22 protein-coding genes are annotated in these 16845 nt (G+C 64.3%); 1 reads left to right on the plus strand and 21 read right to left on the minus strand.

Features of this window, described 5'->3' with window-relative positions; all coding sequences use genetic code 11:
* Positions 1-140: 140 nt before the first annotated feature.
* The 11 genes from lysC to V2S85_RS14455 all read right to left on the minus strand — a co-directional run bounded on the left by lysC (position 141) and on the right by V2S85_RS14455 (position 11009).
* The gene (gene lysC, locus V2S85_RS27265; RefSeq protein WP_419198200.1) at positions 141-413 is read right to left on the minus strand and encodes an Rz1-like lysis system protein LysC; all 273 of its coding nucleotides are present in this window, start codon (positions 411-413) and stop codon (positions 141-143) included.
* Complete coding sequence (locus V2S85_RS14410; RefSeq protein WP_330703533.1) at positions 340-732, minus strand: hypothetical protein; 393 nt, start codon at positions 730-732, stop codon at positions 340-342. Before V2S85_RS14410 ends, lysC begins: the two co-directional genes overlap by 74 nt.
* On the minus strand, positions 729-1088 hold the full coding sequence (locus V2S85_RS14415; RefSeq protein ID WP_330703534.1) for a phage holin family protein: 360 nt from the start codon (positions 1086-1088) through the stop codon (positions 729-731). Before V2S85_RS14415 ends, V2S85_RS14410 begins: the two co-directional genes overlap by 4 nt.
* A 16-nt stretch (positions 1089-1104) precedes the next feature.
* Positions 1105-1755, minus strand: coding sequence for an N-acetylmuramidase domain-containing protein (locus V2S85_RS14420; RefSeq protein WP_330703535.1), 651 nt, complete (start codon positions 1753-1755; stop codon positions 1105-1107).
* A 99-nt stretch (positions 1756-1854) separates the two neighbouring features.
* Positions 1855-4548, minus strand: coding sequence for a hypothetical protein (locus tag V2S85_RS14425; protein ID WP_330703536.1), 2694 nt, complete (start codon positions 4546-4548; stop codon positions 1855-1857).
* Complete coding sequence (locus tag V2S85_RS14430) at positions 4541-4927, minus strand: hypothetical protein (protein WP_330703537.1); 387 nt, start codon at positions 4925-4927, stop codon at positions 4541-4543. Before V2S85_RS14430 ends, V2S85_RS14425 begins: the two co-directional genes overlap by 8 nt.
* Positions 4928-4944: 17 nt before the next feature.
* Entirely contained in the window at positions 4945-7089 is a 2145-nt protein-coding gene (locus V2S85_RS14435; RefSeq protein ID WP_330703538.1) for a hypothetical protein, read from the minus strand.
* Complete coding sequence (locus V2S85_RS14440) at positions 7089-7496, minus strand: DUF6950 family protein (protein ID WP_419198203.1); 408 nt, start codon at positions 7494-7496, stop codon at positions 7089-7091. Before V2S85_RS14440 ends, V2S85_RS14435 begins: the two co-directional genes overlap by 1 nt.
* A 2-nt stretch (positions 7497-7498) precedes the next feature.
* Entirely contained in the window at positions 7499-8089 is a 591-nt protein-coding gene (locus V2S85_RS14445; RefSeq protein WP_330703540.1) for a hypothetical protein, read from the minus strand.
* Positions 8086-8676, minus strand: a complete 591-nt coding sequence (locus tag V2S85_RS14450; protein ID WP_330703541.1) for a hypothetical protein — start codon at positions 8674-8676, stop codon at positions 8086-8088. Before V2S85_RS14450 ends, V2S85_RS14445 begins: the two co-directional genes overlap by 4 nt.
* The gene (locus V2S85_RS14455) at positions 8676-11009 is read right to left on the minus strand and encodes a hypothetical protein (RefSeq protein WP_330703542.1); all 2334 of its coding nucleotides are present in this window, start codon (positions 11007-11009) and stop codon (positions 8676-8678) included. Before V2S85_RS14455 ends, V2S85_RS14450 begins: the two co-directional genes overlap by 1 nt.
* 20 nt (positions 11010-11029) lie before the next feature.
* On the opposite strand from V2S85_RS14455, the gene V2S85_RS14460 reads away from it, so the two are divergent.
* Entirely contained in the window at positions 11030-11359 is a 330-nt protein-coding gene (locus V2S85_RS14460; RefSeq protein ID WP_330703543.1) for a hypothetical protein, read from the plus strand.
* A gap of 332 nt (positions 11360-11691) precedes the next feature.
* Here the strand turns inward: V2S85_RS14460 and V2S85_RS14465 are convergent, their stop codons facing one another.
* From V2S85_RS14465 to V2S85_RS14510, 10 genes are all read right to left on the minus strand, one after another.
* The gene (locus V2S85_RS14465) at positions 11692-12045 is read right to left on the minus strand and encodes a hypothetical protein (RefSeq protein ID WP_330703544.1); all 354 of its coding nucleotides are present in this window, start codon (positions 12043-12045) and stop codon (positions 11692-11694) included.
* Positions 12045-12482, minus strand: a complete 438-nt coding sequence (locus tag V2S85_RS14470; RefSeq protein WP_330703545.1) for a phage tail tube protein — start codon at positions 12480-12482, stop codon at positions 12045-12047. Before V2S85_RS14470 ends, V2S85_RS14465 begins: the two co-directional genes overlap by 1 nt.
* A gap of 18 nt (positions 12483-12500) precedes the next feature.
* Positions 12501-12908: a tail completion protein gp17 gene (locus V2S85_RS14475; protein WP_330703546.1), complete on the minus strand. Its 408-nt coding sequence runs from the start codon at positions 12906-12908 to the stop codon at positions 12501-12503.
* A 2-nt stretch (positions 12909-12910) separates the two neighbouring features.
* Positions 12911-13096, minus strand: coding sequence for a hypothetical protein (locus V2S85_RS14480; RefSeq protein ID WP_330703547.1), 186 nt, complete (start codon positions 13094-13096; stop codon positions 12911-12913).
* A gap of 1 nt (position 13097) precedes the next feature.
* The gene (locus V2S85_RS14485; RefSeq protein WP_330703548.1) at positions 13098-13631 is read right to left on the minus strand and encodes an HK97-gp10 family putative phage morphogenesis protein; all 534 of its coding nucleotides are present in this window, start codon (positions 13629-13631) and stop codon (positions 13098-13100) included.
* Positions 13632-13863: 232 nt separating this feature from the next.
* Positions 13864-14190 carry a phage head closure protein gene (locus V2S85_RS14490; protein ID WP_330703549.1) on the minus strand — a complete coding sequence of 109 codons (327 nt, stop codon included), beginning with the start codon at positions 14188-14190 and terminating at the stop codon, positions 13864-13866.
* Complete coding sequence (locus V2S85_RS14495) at positions 14187-14765, minus strand: head-tail connector protein (RefSeq protein WP_330703550.1); 579 nt, start codon at positions 14763-14765, stop codon at positions 14187-14189. The genes V2S85_RS14490 and V2S85_RS14495 overlap by 4 nt, the downstream gene beginning before the upstream one ends.
* Entirely contained in the window at positions 14765-15187 is a 423-nt protein-coding gene (locus V2S85_RS14500) for a hypothetical protein (RefSeq protein ID WP_330703551.1), read from the minus strand. The genes V2S85_RS14495 and V2S85_RS14500 overlap by 1 nt, the downstream gene beginning before the upstream one ends.
* The gene (locus V2S85_RS14505) at positions 15184-15468 is read right to left on the minus strand and encodes a hypothetical protein (protein WP_330703552.1); all 285 of its coding nucleotides are present in this window, start codon (positions 15466-15468) and stop codon (positions 15184-15186) included. Before V2S85_RS14505 ends, V2S85_RS14500 begins: the two co-directional genes overlap by 4 nt.
* 72 nt (positions 15469-15540) lie before the next feature.
* On the minus strand, positions 15541-16842 hold the full coding sequence (locus V2S85_RS14510; protein WP_330703553.1) for a phage major capsid protein: 1302 nt from the start codon (positions 16840-16842) through the stop codon (positions 15541-15543).
* Positions 16843-16845 lie beyond the last annotated feature (3 nt).

Below are 16845 nucleotides of genomic sequence, written 5' to 3' on the forward strand. Positions count from 1 at the left end.
TACCCGCACGAGCGCGCAAGGCAGACCGCGTCGTATCGCAGCGGCGCTGAGACGAATGAGGAACCGCGCTCGTCGGCGAAAGTTTAAAGGGCGGGTTCTCCACGGGATGTCTCACCCGCACCGAGTTGCCTGTGGAGAGCCTACTTCACCTCCCGCGCCTGAGCATCATGCGCCCGGATCGCATCGACCTTGGCAGCGCATTTCCCAAACGCCTTGATGTAGATGCCGCGGCTCTCGATGATCGAGGCCACCGTTTCCTGCGGAACGTCCTGTACCGTGCAGCGCTCCATCAGCCCGGCCGGGATGCCCTCGTACGCCGGCGGGGGCGCAGAGGCGATCTCACTTTTGCTGTTCGAGCAGGCGGCGCAGGTCAGCAGGCAGGCGACGAGACATGAGTTCACGGACTTCCGCATTGCTTTGCTCCAACTGTTCGATCTGAGATGAGAGGGCTGTGTTCTGACCGTCGATCAGCGTGAGCTTGTCCTGCAGGAGAAGCACGTTGCGCTGTTCGAGGTCGCGCAGCTGGTCGCGGCGCTTCATGTACGCGACCCAGCCCTTGTTCGCTTCGGCCAGGTCACCGATGTAGCGATCCTTCGCGGCGATCTGATCGTTCTGGCGCTGGATGTGCATGTAGCCGATGATGCCTGCACCGATACCGCAGACAGCCAGCACGCCGACCATGGCGATCAGTTCGGACTTGATGGACGTAATCAGGTTGATGAGCCACTTCATGGCTGTTCCTCCTGGTCTTGTGCTGTCACGCGCTGTTCCGTGTTGGCGCGCAAAGGGATGTTCAGCTTCTTGTAGACGACGCGCTCCAGAAGCTGGATCGATACCGTTGCCCCGAGCCATCCGAAGACGCCCACGACGAACCCGGTCCACAGGTCGTCCAGCTTCATGGCGCGGCACAGGAACGTGACGAGCAGTCCCACGAAGCCCGAGCCCGCCATGTTGAGCAGGACGCGCCAGAATAGAATGCGGTTGCCCTTGTCACTCTCGCGCATCACGTGCCCGAGCCCGCCGCCCAGAGAGGCGACGCCCATGAAGAAGAGAACCTTGGCCCACAGGCCCCAGTCGGGATGTTCCATCAGCCCCGTGCATCCTTCACGCCATCGCCGCCGCTAGTTTCGTGTGGTATTTGTACGTCTCGTAGCCGGTGCCGTTGTAGGCGCGCGCGAATGCCCGGCAGTCGTCGGGATCGCGGCTCAGGGCGCGCAGGGCATCGATCAAGCCGAACTTCTCGATGTAGCGGGCCAGCAGTTCGTAGTGCGAGGCCTCGCCCGCGACGGTGGACAGGGCGAGCGCATAGGGGCTGGCATAGCCTAGCTTCGACCAGTGCAAGCCGAGCACCTGGAACTTGCCCCACGAGCATGATCCGAAAGCAGCGTCCGGATCCTTGGCGCAAGCGAGGCCGAGCTTGTTCCAGCTATCATCGCCGTAGCCGCCCGCGATCGGATCGCTATAGCTGGCCTGCGACCACTTGCCGCCTGTCTGCCGATGGAACAGGTGGCGTTCAAACAGGATCTTGGGCCGGCCTGCCTTATCGAAGCCCCCGCCGCTGCTCTCGACCGTGGCAACGGCGGCGATCTGCTTGACCGTGCAACCGAGGCGCGAGGCAAACCCGGCGATATCCGCCTGCGTGACGGCAGAAGCCGACAGGTTGATGAACTTCGCCATGAGAGCGGCGCGGCTGATCGGGCCGAACACGCCATCGGGCTTCACGCCGAGCGCGGTCTGGAGGTCTTTCACGGTCATGGATGTTCCTTTCTCACCGCGTCGAACGCGGCCTGGCGGGGGTCAGTCACCGCCCCCATCCATCGCGCATCACGTCGGCCCATAGGTCGGGGGTGGTCGTCACAACGCGATCTCTTCCTGACATGCCCAGTGGTAGATCACGGCGCCGTCGTTCGGGTCGGTGTCGGCCACGGCGGTCGAGCGAATCCCGGAGCGCGGGCCCAGCACGTTGCCGGTCCCGCTTGTGTTGCCTGTCGGATACTGCCCGCGCGCGGCGATCCAGCACCGCTTGCGCAGGCCGGTCGGGGCGGCGGACAAGGTGACTTCGACGGTGTCCGTTCCCGTCACCGCGATACCGGTGATCGTCGGAACCGATCCGGAGTTGTCCGTATAGTCGATCCCCTTGCCAGCCCCCAGTGTCGAGACGGTCACCAGCGTGTCCCCGCTCTCGATCGTAATCGGCTTGTTGTACTGCAGGCAGAACTTGTTCGTCGCGCTCCAGTAGCTGGCGATCACGTGCAGGCTTTCGGAGTTTGCCGTCGGCGTGGCGAACAGATCGTCGGCGATCATCGCGCCCTCGCGGCGGCCCATGCGGCGATAGCTGCGGCCCGTTACGTGGGCATTATCGGAGGCTGCGACGCTGTCGTAGATCGGGCCCAGGCAGCGGATGAGCGGGTTGCGCTTCTCGATGCTCAGTTGGGCCAACGCGGGCGGGCTGGGGATGCCAACGGTGCGCCCGCCGCGATTGCTCTGGTAGGCGTACATCGGAACCGGCGCAGACTGCCCGGTGATCCGGCGGATATCCTCCTGCGTGTTCGACTGCCACCAGTCGAGCATGCGGCAATACTGCGCCTCGGTCGTGCCGTCGCGATAGTCCTGCTCGCCGTGGTGAAGCTGGGTGCAGATGACCACCAGCTTGCGCCCGGCGGCGACCTCGATGTCGTTGACCGCCTTCACGACGCGCAACAGCTCTGCGTACGTGTCCGATCCACGCTTGAGGCCGAGATAGGCCGTGCCGCCCTTGCCGGCGATGGCGTAGACGAGACGCGGAGTTCGGCCATGGCGGACGTTGAGCCGCGACAGGATGGCGCTCACCGTTCCCGCCGCGTGCGTCTCGCCGCCGACAGACGTGGGCCCTTCGACGAGATCGACGAGCGAGGTGATCGCCGCACCGTTTGGCCAGACACCAGAATTCACCATCAGCCCATAGCCGGGGTATTCCGCTGCCGTGGTGATGGCTACCGTCGTGTCCGGGTTGGTGCCCATCGACAGGCTCTGACCGAGGCCGACGATCATGTACGTGCAGTTCTCGGTCTGTACGTAGATGGCTGAGCCGGTGCCCGCGTCATAGCTGTAGGCATGCGGAACTCCAGCGCCTCCCGCCTCGACCTGGGCCTTGAGCGTTGCGAATGCCGGGGCTGTGACAGTCGCAATGCTTTTCGTCGCGCGACCCCGGATGTTGAGCGTCGAAGCGGTGGAGAGGGTGCTGTCGGTTCCGGCGCCCGCAGTGTTTGGCGTGAAATTGTAGTACCCGAGAGACGGCATCGCGACGCCCGCGAAGTACCCCACGCGCCCGCTGGGAATGAAGCCGAGGTACTGGCCCGCCTTTGCTGTCATGCCGGTATCGACGGTTTGCACGCCGGTCACGGTAGCGGTGAAGATCATCTGCTGGGCGAGCGTCCATGCGCCCGCCACCTGAGTGTAAAGGCAGATCGGAATGTCGCCGGTCGCGACGACTTCAAGGTCTACCAGCAGCGGCCCGCCATTCACGAACGGCTCACCGAGAATGAACACGGCCGTCCCAGGCAGAGCCGCGCCGCCCGCCACCGGCATCGAAGGCAGGCCAGCCGTTTCCGTGACGTTCGACTTGAGGCCCGCCGTCACTGCGGCGCTGTCGTCCGCTTCGACCTTGAGCGCGTTGAACGCGGAGGCCGTCGCCGCCGTTTCAGCTGCAGCGGTGAGGGTGATATACCACTGCAGTTCGCGGATGTTGACGTTCTTGGTGAAGGCCACGCCGCCGGTCGTGTAGTCCCCCGCATACGTCGAGTAGCCGTCGCCATCAGCCGTCCACGCCTGGCGATAGGCGAGGAACGCGTTGTTCCCCCAGATGGTGACGCGACCGCCGACCGGCACCTGCGGCAATGCGCTCAGCGCCGCTGCGTTGAAGGTGTTGAGCCCCGCAACAACGGTGGTGGAGATCGTGCCGACGATCGCATTCGCGCTGTCGAGCACACGGATTTTGATGTTAGCCGAGCCCGTAGCCCAAACGCCGATCTCGGTGATCGTGCTGGCCCTGGTCGCGGCGGTGTCCTGACGGACAGTGGTGTTGGCGCCGATCTGTGTCGCAGAGGTGACCGGCGCAACAGGCCTGCCGATGCGCTGCGTGGGGCTGGACTTGAGATCGCCTACCTGTGCAGCCGCGTTGTCTGCCGAGGATTTCGCCTTCTGGCTTTCAAGGTCATCTACCCGCCACAGAGTTCCGCTTGCTTGCTTGGCGTAATAGCCGTTGTCGCTGATCTGTGCGCCCGGCGTAGCGGCTGCACCGCCAAGCGCGATTTCTCCAGCAACAGCGGCGTGGGTAGATGCGCCAGCACCGTAGACGAAAGTTCGCTCACCCGTCGCCATCTTCGGAGCGAAGGTGATGGCGTCGGAGCGTAGGGCAAAGCCTGCCGAGGCCTGGGCGTCATCCACCAACGGTTGGACGATAGCCGCCGCCGCGCCCCCGGCCGAGCCCGCAGCGTCCTCGGCTCGCTTCGCCGCCGCCAACGCCAGGCGAGCGCCGGGGCCGACGAAATCGAGATTGAAATCAGCCATTCACTTCGCCCTTCATTACGTAGTCGCCGAACAGGATCGTCGTCACTGCAGCCGTACCGGCATCTCCGGGGAGGCTGCTGAACTTGAGCTGGTAGAACAGGGTCACCGGCTCATTGCCGGGCAGGCCGCCAACGCCGGTGATCGCGGTGCGCACGGTGGCGGCGGCGGCGAACACCTGGATGATCGATGTCGTCACATCGTCATCGTCGGTGTGAACATCGAGCAGCGACGCGGCGGCGGTGATGATCGCCGGTTGCTCCGGCCCGGCCGAGATCTCGAAAGTGACTGTCACGCCCGTCAGGTCAAAGCCTGCCACCGCGAGCACATGCTTGATGTCGTCGCCGAGGATCCCGGCGAGCGCTACGTTCTGGGCTTCCATTGCGATGTTCCCGTTGATTAAACGACAGTTCCGGTCGTTGCGGCCGAGGTCGAAAGCACCGCCCCGCCCGCGTCGTAGATGCGAACCCACCACCAGTATGTGCCCGCCGCCAGCGTCTCGTCTTCGTACGCCCTCTCTTCGAACAGACCGCCGGTGATGGGGTCGGATACCACCACGCTGGCATCCGGATCGCTCGACGTGCCCCGCGCAACGCGGGCGTAGGACCAGCCGGTGATCTCGGGCATCTGCCAGGTGATCGTCGGTGGGTTGGCCGAGGTGTCGGCGGTCACACCGGATGCGGTCGGCGCCGCCGGGGTGTAGCTGAAGGTCAGGCCGGGAAATTCGAGCCGTAGTTCGGAGAAGTAGCTGACCGCGACGTCATAGCTCTTGCTGACATCGAGGCCGGTGATTTCGTAGCTGGTCGCATCGATCGACAGCGATGCCGCCTGCAGCCAGATCGCAGATCCGGTCTCGCGGTACTCGATCGTCACCTGCGTCGCCGTGTCGTCCTCGACAGATCCGGTGATGGCGATCACGCCCACCGGGCGACCGGCGATCGTATCGACCCGAGTTGCGGCGGCCCACGTCCCCGCCTCGGGCGCCTCGGCCTCGGGCGGGGTGCTGGCGGCATCCGTCGTCGGCGCCGGGGTGCCGGTCAGGTTCAGCGCGTAAGGGTGCTTGGCGGCGGTCTCGGTCCGGAACGTCAGCACCACGCCGCCGCTTTCCGGGTCCAGCTGGCGCTTGAGGACCAGCACGTCCTTCCCTGCGAAATAGCCGAATTCCGGCGCGTTCTCGATCGAAAGGCAGTCGCCAGCCTTGTAGCCAAGCCAGCGCAGTTTCATGGGCCACACTGCGGGCCCGGCTTCGCGGGCATTGGCGATGTCGTACCCGGCGATCTGCGCGACCTGGTCGGGGTTCTCGCCCGCATCGCACTGGATCATCGGATAGGTGACGGACTTCGTGCGCTCGATCCCGCCATCCTGGGCAAGGTAGTTGCTGTTGCGCACGACACCGGCCGGCACCTGCTCCCAGTAGTGATCCTCGCTGCGATAGGTCGGGATGATGCCGTTGATGCGGTCCCGGCGCGTCTGCGTCGTGGTGCTCGATGCGTTGCCGATGACGTCGTCGCGTGTAATGGTGCCGATCGGAACGCGAGGGGTGTTGACGATGCAGGACAGGGTAGCGCCCAAGCGGACCGGCTCGCCGCCGCCAGCCTGACACAGGGCCTTCATGGACTCCCATTTGTCGTCCCCGGTGGAGATGCGGCCGCCCGATTTCCATCCGTTGGCATCGGCGACATTCGCCGCCTCCACGAAGGCGGCCAGATCGATCGAGGTGATCGGCATGCCGACACCGCCCACGCGCATGACGTTCGGCCCCTGGAACCAGCCCAGCGCATAGGTGATCGCCTGGACCCACCCGTTGTAGCTGATTTCCCATGTCGTCTGATCGTCGAACCGGTGCGCGCCGGAACCGCCGGGATAGGTGCTGTCCTTGCGCGGGTCGTAACACATGACCCCGTGCCACACCCACAGCATGTCCGGGATCTGGGTGAACGTCTTGTCGCCTTTGCCATCGAACACGAAGCAGTTCATCACCGCGGCATGCCCTGACGTCTTGTGCGCGCTTGTCCATCCCGGCGGGGTGCCGGGCTGCAGGCTGCGCAGCGCGGTCGCCTCCGGGCACAGCCCCCGCTGATGCGCCTGGTAGACGTTGCCGGTCAGCCTGCCGATGATGTCGCCGCTGGCGTTGAAGGTGACGGACGCCTTGTCCACCATCGTCTTCTCCAGCATGTGGACCGGGCCGCACGTGGAGATGTCGGTGTAGATGTACTGCTGCTTGTTCTTCGAACCGCCGGCGGTCTTGCGATAGCACACGTCGCCCGACCCGCCCGTGCGCCCGAACCAGATCTTCGCGTCCGTGTTCGGGTCTGACTGCCACTGCGTCTGTCCGCCATCGATCGCCGGGGCCTTCGCCGTCAGCATCGTCAGCGCCGTGGATGCCAGCCCGACGCCCGCCGCGATCATGCCTGCCGTAGCGGCCGAGACCGCAGTGCCGGCAACGCTGCTCAGGCCGGCCGCCAGCAGGGTCGATCCGCCGCCGGTCGGAATGGCGGCGGCGATGGCGACGACCACCGCGACAGCTGCAACAACCTTGGCCATCAGGTTCTCCAGGCTGCAAGCGGCGCGACGCCGGGCTGAATGATCGCGACGCCATCGGCATGTTCATGGAAGGCGAGCACCCGACCGTTGCCGACGACGATCCCGAACGCGCCCAGCCCGGTTTCGTCGGGCAGCTCGACGATGTCGCCCGCGATCGCGGCGGCAGGCGCGATGCGCGGCACGCCCCAGCCGTCGATGCAGGTCGCTCCGCTGCCGCCGTGGCGGCGCAAGAAGCGCTTCAGGCCCATGGTGGTCGACCATGTCCCGCCGGTGCTGATCGTCCAGCCCATGGTCTTCAGGTGCGCGATCACCATCTTGCCGCAATCGGACGTGCCGATGATGAAGGGCTTGCCCGCGAACTGTCCTATGGTGGCGTTCACAGCTTCGACCCGCTCGACAAGGTTCATGGTCACACCGCGTTGCTGGGCTTGTTGCTGCCCCAGTAGATGATGTCCTGGATGCCGGTGACGTGGTTGAAGCCCAACTCGCCCGGCCACACCTGCTGGTGGAACGTCGGCGCCAGCTTGATGCCCTCATCCTCGAAGAACAGGCGCTCCATGCCGCCCACGCATTCCAGGCTGGCCTGCAGCATGTTCTTGCCGAACTCGTGCTTGGTGACGTCGACCTCGCCGTCGAACAGGAGATAGGCCTCCCCGACGATTTGCCCGGTCGCATCGTTCCGCGCGCCGATCCGAACCTGTATTGCCTCGCCCTGCATATCAGGGCCGGAAAGAGCGAGCGCAGCCGCATCGTCAGCTGGCAGCAGCATGACGGACAGTCCGGGTGCTTCGTCGCCGGTGCCGTCCTCGAAGCTCTCCATGCTGCCCCAGGTGCCGTACGCGGCATCCTCGCCAGTGTAGAGTTCGCCGTCGACGGTCAGGTGAGCCGAACCATCCAGCAGGCGAAGTGTGTGGTCACCGACGGTCAACCGGAGCGCGCCGAAGAACGTCACGTTGTCCTTGGCGAGTTCGGCGTCGAGCGCGGGGGAGAAGACGCTCATGCCCGCTCCCCGATCGTGAACTGCAGGCCAACGGTGCGGGCGAGGTCGAGCGTCCAGGTGAACTCGTTGCCGCTCAGCCAGCCCTCGATGACAGGATGCGCCAATTCCACCGGCTCGTCGCCCGCCAGATACGTGCGCATCGGCGAGGAAAGGAGGATCGTGCCCGAGCCGCTCGCGTCCATCATGGAGGTGTCGGCTGCGAAGTAGAGGTAGCGTCGGCCGCCCACTGTGATGTTCAGCGCTTGGTCGGCACGAATGCCATATCGGGGCGTCAGGCCCTTGACCGCCAGCGTGGTGCCGCCGGTGTGCGCCCCATTCACCAGTGGGACGCCGACCGCGCCGACCCTGAAATCGACCTGCGGCACACGAGCGAAGCCGCCCAGGCGCTTCGCCTGCTTGAGGAGGGCGATTGCGCGGCGACCGGCGGACTCGATCTTCATCGCTGGAGTGGAGAAGTCGAGGGAGTGGCGAGAGCCGAGCCGCCCGACCCGCTGGGTGACGCCGCCGAGGATAGGCTCCTGCAGCGCGGCCCAGTCCAGGAACGTCCAGTCGGCGCCCGCGCAGCGCAGGGAGGTCAGGTCGATCATCAAGCTTTCCCCAGCTTGCGTGACGCGCGGCGGGCATCGCGCTGCTTGCTCGTGATCACGGCCGAGTTGGCATTGCCCGAAGCGATCCCGTTTACCTTGCCCCAAAACTCATCCGCGCCGGGGCCGATGAAGTAGGTGTCCCCGCCGCCACCGCCACCCATCTGCGAAAGCTCGTGGTTCGGGATGATCTGGCCATTGCGATCCGGAATGAAGAGCTCCTTCCCGAACTCGCCCGTGAGGTACGGTAGGCCTGCGCGCACCGGGCCGCCAGCCGCGCGCGCGCCGGCCAGCGAGATACCGCCGAACGAACTGAAATCGTAGCTTCCCGCACCGGCGATCGACGCACTACTGAGCGATGCCCCGCCCCCGAACACCCCGCCGATGCTGCCCAAGGCGTTGCTCAGGCCGCCGACGACCGCCTTCTGGATCTGGATGCGGATGAGGTCGGCGATGATCGACTGCGCGACCTGCTTGAAGACGTCGCCCAGCTTCTGCGTTCCTGCAATGGCGTTCGCGATGCCGTTGGTCAGGCCGTCCATCGCATCGACCTGAATGCCCTCCATGGCCGAGTTGATGTCCGCGACCGACGACTTCAGGTTGAAGCGATATCGCTCCATCGGGCTCATGTTCTGGCGGTTGACCAACTCCTCGCGCTGGCCACGCGTCGACTGGATAGACTGCTTTTCGACGCGGGCATTGTCCCACGCCGCCGATCCAGCCGCCTCGGTCGCCATGATCCGATCGAGTTCGGCGATGCGGAGACGGTCCTGCAGGTCCAGCAGGTCCAGCGCCGCAGCCTTCTGATCCTTGACCGTGACTGCCAACTGGCTGCGCAACTGCACCTGGTCGATCTGCAGTTGCAAGTCCTGCTGCTGGATCGCCGCAGCCTTGTTCGCCAGCGCGTCGTCGCGGTCGTTCTCTGCCAACTGCTTGCGAAGGTCGGCGTTCTTGGTCGCCTCAAGGATGAGAGCCTGCTGGCGTTCCTTGCCGATGTCCTTGTTGGCGAGCGTGTTGGCCTTGAACGACGCGAGATCATTGTCGATCTCGATGATGTTGGCCTTGTACCGGTCCTCGATTGTCTGGGTGTAACTCGCTTCGAGATTCGCCCGCTCTGCCTGCAGACGGTTCATATCCTCGTCGTAGCGGGCGGAGATCTTGTCCTGATTCTTGCCCTTCGGTGTGCGCTTTTTATTGCCGTCCTCGCGGAACATCGGCGAAAGCACACCGCTATCGAGCGTCTTCAGGATCTCGTCGGAGATCTTTTCCTTGCCGGAAAATGACACGCCATCCCGGATCGCCCCAAGGAACTCATCCCGAGTGACACTCAGCCCCTCGAAATCCAGCTTCTCCGCGCGACGGAACGCGGTTTCGGAATTGATCTTGCCCGATCGCAAGTCCTGCGCGATGGCGCGCACAGGCGCTTCCCGGCCGTAAGCACCACTGACGTTCACACCAACCGCGCCGAGCGCGCGCTGCGTGAGAGAGACGCCGGTGGTGCCGGTCACGCCCTGTCCGAATGCACCCAAAGTCTTCTCGTAGTTGGCCTTCTCCGTGGCCGCCTGCATCCGCAGATTGTATGCCATAGTCTGCGCATTGAGCCGCAGCATGGTATTCTGCTTCTCCAGCTTGCCGGTGGTCAGGTCGAACATTTCGCCCAGAACCGACTGGGCATCCCCGAGTGCATTTGAAGCCAGCTCGACTTCGCTCATCGCTTTTTCGGTGTTGAGTAGGACCGGCAGGAGAGAGGAAAGGACAATGACGCCCGCCTGAAGCGCGATCCCCCACGGCCCGCGCATGAAAGTCGCGAACTTACCGGCACCGCCTGTCATCAGCGAGATGGCCTGAACAGTCTGGGCAGCCTGAGAAACGAAGATTTGCTGCGGCTTGGCGCCCATCGCCCACATCGTCGCCATATCGCCGATCTGGTAGTTCAACTGCTGCATACCGGCCTGCATGGCGCCGCTGGACTGCACCACGCCGGTTCCAGCCGCGCGATAGGTGGTCAGCGCCTTCTGCACTTCGCCACGGAACTGAGTTTGCGTGATTATGCCCAGCCGAAGCGCCTGACGAAGGACGCCCATCTCCTGCCGATAGGACGCGAGCGCCGTCACTGCAGGATTAACCCTGGCCTGCAGGGCGTTCATGGTATTGCCGAACTGGGTGACGGACATGCCCATGCGCTGGCTAGCGCTGTACACATCCTTCGCAGTGACATCGAAGGTCTTGGCGATCGCGGCTGTCTTCGATTGAGCTTTTGTGGCGGCGCGTTCAAACTGCGCCGAATCCATGCCCAACTGGACGAGCAACGACCCCAAGACTGTTGCTTCAGCCATGGGCTACCTCGGGGGTGACTATGAAGATGGTGCTGGCGGTTGCGATGTTGACGGCGGCGATCGCCAATCCTGCGGCGGCCAAGAATGTCGAGGTCAGACGCATTCAAATCGATGGGGAAACATTCCGGATCGCGATCTTCAGCGGGACGGAAGTGAAGGTGACGACGAAAAAGTTTCCAACGCCGTTCGGCGATCACAGGACGACGGAACGCCTGGGGCGCATTCAGCGCGCCGTCCGAGAAGCAACGGGTTGCGAGCTTGTGAACGACCTTTGGATCGAAATATGGCGGCAAGGTAGATTAGATTGCCCACCCGAGGGGCTGAAGCCTTGGCCGCAGAATGCGAAGTGAAGCGGGGCCGGCGCCCTATTAGCCTTAATTCCCTGCGAACTTGGCGTTCTGCCTTCCGGCGAAAACCTGCATCGTAGCGAGCATTTCTTCTGCGCTCATTTGGCGGGGCACACGGCGCAAGTAATGATCGAGAGGCTTAAGGCCACCTTTGGATTGCGCCATTCCAGCGAACGCGCCGGCTTGCCATGCCTGTGTTATACGGTGTTCGTGCTCCGCCGTCAGGCGCCTGCGGATCCCGCGCATGACGTGTTGGAAGTGGCGGGGGCTCAATTTCCAGAAGACATCGAGGTTCTGCCCCGCCTCCGCCCACATCTCATACATGCGCCAGACGGTCAGCTTTTGGCTTTCGCCTTCCGTCTCGGCTTCGCCCTGGCCTTTCCCTCCGTACTCTCGTCGGGCGCCGCGCCGCCAAAGCGATCGAACAGTTCCTTCACCTTCTCCGCAAATCCAGTGCCGCTTCGAACGACAATCGCGAGAGCCTCGGTGTCTGGCATGTTCGGGTGATCTTCGATCGTGAGACACATGCACATGACGGCCATGCGCGAGGTCGAAAGCGCGAAGCCCTCGTCGCTGAAGGGGTCGAGGCCGGCTTGCTCGAGTAGCGCGAGCGTGCGCATGTTGAGCTTGAGGATGAAGGTTTCACCTTCGACCTCAAGTTCGACCTTGCTGTCGACCGGGGCGACCATCAGGGCGCAACCTCCGCAGCGGTGACGGGGCCGGTGACGCGCGCCGTCAGGGTCGCGGTCAGGCGGTCATCGATCGGGATCGCCTTCTCCCACCCCTTCACGATCACTTCGAAGGTGAAGCGATACGGCGTGGTGCCCTTGCGCGGGATATCGACCTGCATCGTGCGGGCCTCGCCGTCCTCGATCGCAGCCATGATGAGCACGTCGACCGGCCCGCCGGGGACGTAGTTGAAGCCGAACGTCACCTCGCCGTCCTCAATCAGACCGGCGATGTATTCGCGGCGACGGTTCGGCGATCCGAAGTGCGTCGCCTCCACGTCCGCGACCTGCGGATTCGGCAGGGTGATGGTGATCGGCTCACCCAGAAGCGTGAGCGTGCCGCTGGCATTGTCCAGCGATACTGCCGCGCCCATGCCGATGATTGCGTCGGTTGCCATGGTCAGTTTCCTTCGGTGCTAGGCGTCATGCCAGACGGTGATGTCCATAAGTTGCCGGTGGACAAAGCCGGTGTCCGTCTGATCTCCGCGATCGACGACGGTATTGATGAAGGCGCGCAGAAACCTCACGCCCTGAATTTCGGCCGCCGGCTCCGGCACCACTGCGGCAATGACCGCTTCGCGCAGAGCGGCGACAGTCGGATAATCCAGCGCGTAGCAATCGATCTGGACGCGCGAGGAGCGGAACGTGTTGAAGCCCGCGAAATTCTGCGAGCGGTCGTCGTAGACCAGTGTGAGGACGATCGCCGGAAATGGGCTGCCGTCAGGCCGTACTGACCAGAAGATGCATGGGAAACCCTCCCATGTGGCCGTCAGTTGCGTAACCGGCGCCGCATCCATCAGTCGGCGGCGCAGGGCCGTTTCCATGGTCATTCGACGATGTACCGGAAGGCGTATCTTGCGAGGAGCGAGGTGGCGATCTCGGAGATCCTGTCGGCGAGCCGGTAGCTCACCAGAGAAGCGACGGTGCAGGCGCAATATGCGGCGGCGAACGCCGCATTGAACCAGGACTTCTGCTCCAGACGCAGGGAGACGTTGATGTTTCCTGTCGCCATGTCAGCCTCCATTCCTCGCGGCCTTGCGCGCGGCGCGGGCCTGTGCCTCAAAGATCTCTTCGCGCAGGATGTCGGCCATGTTCTCCACGGCCTCCTCCTTCTTCTCCTCGAAGGCCGGACGCATGTACGGCTGCGCCGAGTGCGTCGCTGAACCCTCCTCCATGAAGATCGAATACGCCGCGACACCGCCGCCCGGCTTGCCGGTACCCTTCTTGGTGAACCGCTTCGTGGATGGCTTGGCGCGCTTCACGCTGCCGTCGATGCCCACGAACGTGCTGACGACCGAACCGCTGTTGCCTAGCTTCTGCTGCACACCGGCGGCCCGGCCGATCTTGATCGCTTCGACCAGGTACTTGCCCTTGCCGGTGTCCGGATCGTCCGGTGCAAGTTCCTTCGCGCGGTCGCGGATCGGCTCGGCACCGCGGCGCAGAGCGCGTTCGGCAACGCGGCGTGAAGTGGCCTTGTCCTTCAGACCGGCAAGCGCGACGTCAAGCTCCTTGAAGCCGGTCGTCTTCATCGACATCGTCGCGGCCATGATCAGTCTTCCGAAGACCGGGGCATAGGGGGCTTGCCTTTGCCGGACGCGACGTGGACCGCGCGGTTACATACGGGGCAGTCAATCGTCACAAAGTCGCCGTCCCGCTGATCGCTCGTGGAACGCGCGTCACTGCGTAGGAAGCGCAATTCGGACTTGCAGGAATGGCACTCGGCCTCGAACTGATCGTTCTGGGGCAAGTGGCCGCGACGGATCACCTCGATCGCCATGGTCAGCCCTCCGCAACGACGATCAGTTCGACGCCTCCGCGGCGGCCCAACTGCTGGATGCCCACAATCTGCCAGCGCCGCCCGTCGAACTGGACCGCATCGGTCGTCTCGATGCCGCTGGTCTGGCTGTCGTAGCGCAGCCAGAACGTGCCGCCGGCCTTCGCCTCGTTGCCCTGGTTCTCGAATACCTCGCGCCCGTTCGACGGCTTCCACGATGCCCAGCGCGTGCAATACGTCGCCCACGCGCCGGGGGCGGTCGTATAGCCGTTGTCGGCCGCCGCGCCTTGGCGCTGGATGACGACGCGGCGGTCGAGCTTTCCGGCTCTCACGTGAAAACCCGAAACGGGCCGAGAAGCAGCGCCGGGGTCGCTGACATTGGGATAGCGGCCGCGCCGGTGCCCACGGAAGCCGTTTCGCGGTTTGCGTAGAGATCGCCGACCATCAGCAGAATCGCGGCATGGATTGCGGGCGGAAGGGTTTCGTAACCAGCTCGGTACTGGATACGCCCAGCCTCCCTTTGCATAGAGCCGCCTTCCCATGGATAAACGCTTGCAACCGGCTCCACTTCGTCGCCGTAGAGGGCGAAATCATTGAGGTCCGCTTCCTGCTCGACGCCCTGGCTGTCGAGATAGCTGACCGCTGCCAACGCGCTGACGGGACCGAATGGCAGCCGAATAGCCTGGCCGCTGCATGCGGCAGGCAGCAGCAGACTGAAGCGCGCCTCCAGCGTTTGAAGGCCGATCGCTCGCCCCAGCCAACCATCTGGGCCGTCGATATGCCCGGTGGCGGCCGCAATGTAAGACCGAATGAGATCGTCTTCGTCGGGTCCATCCACGCGCAGATGTTCCTTCGCCTCCTCAAGAGAGACGACAGGATCCGGTGGAGTGACGACGAAGACGCGCATCAGGTGTTCGTCAGCGCCGCGCTGATGACCATACGACCATTGGGCAGGATCACCGCGAGATAGGCGGCCTCGGTGCCCGTGTCGGTCCAGGTCAGATCGATGTCGCCATCCGCCTCGCTGATCGCGAGGAACAGCTTCTTGGCGACGACCGGCAGCAACGCGCCGTCAGCCCCCGCCGCGATACCCGTGGAGCCGCCGGTGGCGACGAAGGCGTCACCATTGGCGTCGGCGAGAACCGCGATCTGGACAGACGCGCGGTGCGCAATGTCCCGGCCCTGTGCATCGCGCAGCTGGATCGCGATGGTCCTGACGTTGGCGTTCTCGGCGCTCACCGTGATGCTGGCCCCGGCTACCTGACCGCCGATATCGACGATGTCAGTCGGCGCCGAGATCAACTTGTTGGGGGAAGGCCGGCGGATCACTTGCTATCGCCCTTCTTCTCGGCGGGCTTCGCAGCCTTGTTGGATGCGACCGGGGCCGCTTTGTTCGAGATCGGTTTGGGCTCAGATTTCTGGTCAGACACGGCTTCCTCCTTGTCGTCGTCGGGATGCGCCTCGTCGCTGATGATCTCGACGAGGCCGACTGCCTTGAGTTCGGCGGCACGCGCGCGAGTGACGGTGTGCTTGGAACCGGCAAAGACGTTCTTGTCCACGTCGGTGCCCTCGGCTCCGCTGTAGTCGCGCTTCACTTTGATGATCGCCATCGGGTGTCTCCTTTCCAGACCGTCGCTCACGGCGGTCAGAAAAGGAGGGCGGCCGAAACCGCCCTCCCCTGGTTATGCGACGTTGCCGAAATCGCCGTAGACCAGCGCTTCCGGGCGGTAGACCGCCAGGCCAAGCCGCTCCTCGGCGAGGATGGTGACGAGGTTCTTGATGAAGTTGTCACGATCCTCGGTCGACATCTCGACGCTGGCGTCTTCGCGGTCGAACACCTGTGCGGCGAGCTTGAACGCGCCGGTCAGGAACTTGTCGACCGTCATCGCGGGGGTTTCGACCACCGGCAGGCGCCACAGGGTGGGTGTGGTTCCGCTGGTCGGATTGCCGATGACGTAGCGACCTTCACCGTCCTTGAGCGTTTCGATGCGCGCCCAGTCGATCGGGTTGAGGATGTGCCCGGTCGCAGGGTATTCGGCCAGCACCGCCTGCAGCATGGCGTAGCGCAGCTGATCGATCATGTTGTCGGCGACCAGACCGCCCGGCGCGGAGTACGCGGTCGCCTGCGGGATCATGCCCAGCAGGTTGACCCCGGTGCCGTCGCCCTTCAGCAGCTGCAGTTCTTCAGCATAGGCAAGGCCGTAGCGGAGGCGACCGTCGACATAGCTTTCGAGCATCGGTGCATCGGACAGGATCTGGCGCGATGCCTGCACCCAATGCGCGATCGTGGCGACCGGCAGGGTCTTCAGATCGAACTTGATCTCGGACTGCGGCTTCTGGGCGGTTTCGGCCGTGGGCGCCGCATTGTTAGTGAAACCAGTTTCCTGAACGAACTGGATGGAGTTCGAAGAGGTGCGGCCGGGCGTGATCAGATCGCGCACGGTCATGCGGCGCTCGGGCGGCGCGACGATACCGTCGCGGCGATCCGGGATGATCAGGTCGCCGGCGGAACCGTCCGCGTCGGTGGTCAGCGAGGTGATGATCGCCTTGCACTCGAACTTGACCGAACCCTTCGACGGGTTGCGGGCCATGAACGACTTGACGTCCTCCTGCTCGGTGAAGCGATTGCCGACGGACTTCTGACCGGAGCGTTCGCCCTGGCCGCCCGAGCGCGCGAGCTTCTGCTCGATCTCGGTCATGGTCGCCGACAGTTCGTTGAACTTGACCAGAGCCTCGTCGGCGCGCTCCTTCGCATCGGTGGAGAGCTTTTCGCCCTTCTCCATACGGCCCTTGGCGTCCTCGGCGAACTCCTTGACCTTGTCGGTCGCGGCCTTGAGGTCGCGCGACAGCTGCTTGATGTCGATGTCGCCGCCGTCGTCCGAACCCTTGCGGCCGAATTCGACGGGGCGATACTCGGGCGACACGACGGCGCCCATGGCGAGAGCGGCCGCGCCCGAGGCGGCCAGGATTTCAGGATGCTTCATGTG

Source organism: Novosphingobium resinovorum (genome assembly GCF_036352595.1).
Taxonomy (GTDB): Bacteria; Pseudomonadota; Alphaproteobacteria; order Sphingomonadales; family Sphingomonadaceae; genus Novosphingobium; species Novosphingobium resinovorum_B.

Coding starts and splice junctions, on each gene's coding strand:
- lysC (WP_419198200.1), bottom strand. CDS start 413: ATGCGGAAGTCCGTGAACTCATGTCTCGTCGCCTGCCTGCTGACCTGC.
- V2S85_RS14410 (WP_330703533.1), bottom strand. CDS start 732: ATGAAGTGGCTCATCAACCTGATTACGTCCATCAAGTCCGAACTGATC.
- V2S85_RS14415 (WP_330703534.1), bottom strand. CDS start 1,088: ATGGAACATCCCGACTGGGGCCTGTGGGCCAAGGTTCTCTTCTTCATG.
- V2S85_RS14420 (WP_330703535.1), bottom strand. CDS start 1,755: ATGACCGTGAAAGACCTCCAGACCGCGCTCGGCGTGAAGCCCGATGGC.
- V2S85_RS14425 (WP_330703536.1), bottom strand. CDS start 4,548: ATGGCTGATTTCAATCTCGATTTCGTCGGCCCCGGCGCTCGCCTGGCG.
- V2S85_RS14430 (WP_330703537.1), bottom strand. CDS start 4,927: ATGGAAGCCCAGAACGTAGCGCTCGCCGGGATCCTCGGCGACGACATC.
- V2S85_RS14435 (WP_330703538.1), bottom strand. CDS start 7,089: ATGGCCAAGGTTGTTGCAGCTGTCGCGGTGGTCGTCGCCATCGCCGCC.
- V2S85_RS14440 (WP_419198203.1), bottom strand. CDS start 7,496: ATGAACCTTGTCGAGCGGGTCGAAGCTGTGAACGCCACCATAGGACAG.
- V2S85_RS14445 (WP_330703540.1), bottom strand. CDS start 8,089: ATGAGCGTCTTCTCCCCCGCGCTCGACGCCGAACTCGCCAAGGACAAC.
- V2S85_RS14450 (WP_330703541.1), bottom strand. CDS start 8,676: ATGATCGACCTGACCTCCCTGCGCTGCGCGGGCGCCGACTGGACGTTC.
- V2S85_RS14455 (WP_330703542.1), bottom strand. CDS start 11,009: ATGGCTGAAGCAACAGTCTTGGGGTCGTTGCTCGTCCAGTTGGGCATG.
- V2S85_RS14460 (WP_330703543.1), top strand. CDS start 11,030: ATGAAGATGGTGCTGGCGGTTGCGATGTTGACGGCGGCGATCGCCAAT.
- V2S85_RS14465 (WP_330703544.1), bottom strand. CDS start 12,045: ATGGTCGCCCCGGTCGACAGCAAGGTCGAACTTGAGGTCGAAGGTGAA.
- V2S85_RS14470 (WP_330703545.1), bottom strand. CDS start 12,482: ATGGCAACCGACGCAATCATCGGCATGGGCGCGGCAGTATCGCTGGAC.
- V2S85_RS14475 (WP_330703546.1), bottom strand. CDS start 12,908: ATGGAAACGGCCCTGCGCCGCCGACTGATGGATGCGGCGCCGGTTACG.
- V2S85_RS14480 (WP_330703547.1), bottom strand. CDS start 13,096: ATGGCGACAGGAAACATCAACGTCTCCCTGCGTCTGGAGCAGAAGTCC.
- V2S85_RS14485 (WP_330703548.1), bottom strand. CDS start 13,631: ATGGCCGCGACGATGTCGATGAAGACGACCGGCTTCAAGGAGCTTGAC.
- V2S85_RS14495 (WP_330703550.1), bottom strand. CDS start 14,765: ATGCGCGTCTTCGTCGTCACTCCACCGGATCCTGTCGTCTCTCTTGAG.
- V2S85_RS14505 (WP_330703552.1), bottom strand. CDS start 15,468: ATGGCGATCATCAAAGTGAAGCGCGACTACAGCGGAGCCGAGGGCACC.
- V2S85_RS14510 (WP_330703553.1), bottom strand. CDS start 16,842: ATGAAGCATCCTGAAATCCTGGCCGCCTCGGGCGCGGCCGCTCTCGCC.